Origin of the sequence: Flavobacterium frigoritolerans (genome assembly GCF_025847275.1) — a bacterium.
Taxonomy (GTDB): Bacteria; Bacteroidota; Bacteroidia; order Flavobacteriales; family Flavobacteriaceae; genus Flavobacterium; species Flavobacterium frigoritolerans.
Map to the genome: position 1 here is coordinate 1 of NZ_JAOZEV010000045.1, position 2,456 is coordinate 2,456.

At 30.8% G+C, this 2,456-nt stretch carries 2 protein-coding genes; both read right to left on the reverse strand.

What is annotated here, in order from left to right; translation table 11 throughout:
• Positions 1–723 (reverse strand): hypothetical protein (locus tag OIU80_RS20775; RefSeq protein WP_264288875.1); only part of this gene is annotated, 723 nt, incomplete at its 3' end.
• Between the two features lie 10 nt (positions 724–733).
• A partial coding sequence (locus tag OIU80_RS20780) for a C40 family peptidase (RefSeq protein ID WP_264288876.1) occupies positions 734–2,456 on the reverse strand: 1,723 nt, incomplete at its 5' end.

A 2,456-nucleotide genomic window follows, 5' to 3' on the forward strand; every position in this document is an offset into this window, starting at 1 on the left:
TATAAAATTTTCGTCATTTAAGAGTAGCCATTTAAAATGTGCTCGACTATCATTAAACAAGTACATGTTGCGAGCTACAAGGGTTTGGATGTTTTTTTTGCGCTGTTCAGCTAGGTCTTTGACATCTTTCCATTTTATTATATCTATAAACACCCCATTTATTGACCTCTTTTTTTCTGCTTTTTCTTCTTTATTATAAATATCAGGATACTCAATTTTATAATTCATAAGTTGTGGTGCAAAAAATGCTTCAAGTATTATATTATTTTTTAAATCAATAAAAAGAGGATTATTATTACTAACAGTGTAATTAATATCTAACTGGTATTTAATTTTATCTAGCGGACAAGCAAACTCTATTAAGAAATTAATATCTTTTTCTATGCTTTTAAAATTAAAAATTTTAGATACTTTATTTTGAAAATTTTCATTATTTAATGCTCTATAATTATAGCTTTTCAAAATATCAATTGATACTTGTTTTATTACATCATAATCCTCTTTTTCATAATTATAATCACTTTCCATATCAAGACCGGCTTCTTTTATAGCATATCCATGTATTACTTGTTGTTCAATAATTTTTTTTGTAGTATTACCGATTGAATTTATGCTCATGCCATTTCCCTTATTAATTTGTAATTTTGTTGATTCTTTACCTTTTTCTTTTTTACATGATAAAAAAGTAGTAAATAATATAAATAATATAAATATTCTTTTCATTTTTTTTTTTTTACTCAGTAGCACCCTCTGCATATTTTATAGCATTGGGACTTAAATCTTTTGGTTCTATTTGTTCAAGTGGTAATAAATGACCTTTGTAATCTATAGGGAAAATGCAAAATGAGTGTATTTTAGTTTTTGGTACTGTCCAAAATCGTACTCCATCTGTTTGATTTCCTCCTAACAAAATATAGTTCTTGGGAGTACTTTTATCAATTCCGATAATAATAGTTGTATGACCATTATTGTACCATTCAACAATTCCTCCAACATACATCTGTGTATGTTTTTTCCCCCATTTTTCAGATGTGACAAAGGGAGCCCCATCTTTTCTTTTTACTAAATTTTCATTTCCATGCCAAATTGCACCTGGATCTGGTTGGTATCTATGACCAGATGCGCTTAAGCAATATGCAACAAATGCCCCACACCAAGCTGAATTTGCACGGGTAGAATCAATTTCGCTTCCACATCTTTTCATTTTTGCATTATCTGTACTTTTATGATAGGTATCAATAATATACTGACAGTGTGTTGACTCTCTAATTGTTTTAGCTTCTTCTTCAATAGCAATATTAACCCAAGGTGGGTATTTTCCAGATAACTCAAGATTAGTTTCATTTTTACAAGTGCCGATAAATATTTCATTCTTTCCAGGTATATAATGATCCTCTGTTACTACTTTGGTTACTTCCCACATATAGGTTTTTCCATTTTCAAATCCTCTTCTGGTTTTATAACTTTGTGAACTGTAATGCCAAGCTTTTCTTGAATTTTTATATTCACCCGTTTCTTTCATAAAAGGAGCATTCGAAGCATATCCATATTTTGTAACCCAAGGGTGTTTTGTTATGTTTGCTTTTCGTTTTTCTAAACTATTCTCGATACCATTATCTGGAACAGCAATACTTTCATCAAATACAATATATTTTGGTTCAGAACCATGGCCAACATGACTAGGCAAGAGTACTTGTAAATAAAAATCTGTAAGTGTGGTCATTTTATCTTTATTTTGTTTAAGATATTTTTCCACATATTCCATTTGTCTTAAAAAGGTCATTTTTCCCAGTGCGTCATATGTAGTACCTAATGATTGTGCTGTAGTAGCACTAAATTGAACTAAACCTATATATTTAGCTCCAGACGAACTTACTCCTTTTTGAGAAGGACTAAATGTTTTTCCTGTTTCTAAATGCATAACTGCCATAAGCATACTAGCCTTTTCTATCTTTTGTTTTTCTCCCCAAATATTGGCACAAACTTCGAGTACTTTTTTTCTTTCAGCACATGTTATTTTCGAACTCCAATAAAAATTATTTTCTTTACACTCACAAGCTTTATTTGTTTGAACCTCCGCCATTTCAAAATCTACCACTACTGGAACAGTACAATTTTCGATGGCTTCTTCGGTTAAAATACTCTTTTCTACAATCAAAACTGTGTTGTTAAAACAGATGAGTTTTTTTCGCAAGGCTATTTTTTCTTCTTTGGTAAAAGGAGTTTCATCTTGTTTGGTAGCTTTTATACCTATGGTTTTCATGTCTGGGCTTCTTACTAAGCTCGCGTTTGGGTAAGACAATGCAACCAATTGATCGGCTTCAAAAACATAATAGTTATTCCTAAAATCGTTGGGGTCTATTATTTTTCGGCTTACTTGTATGCAAAAACGCACTGGGTTTACTTCTGCATCAGTCAGGTATTTTTCTTTGGGAGTAAAACTGAGTTCTAAAAGT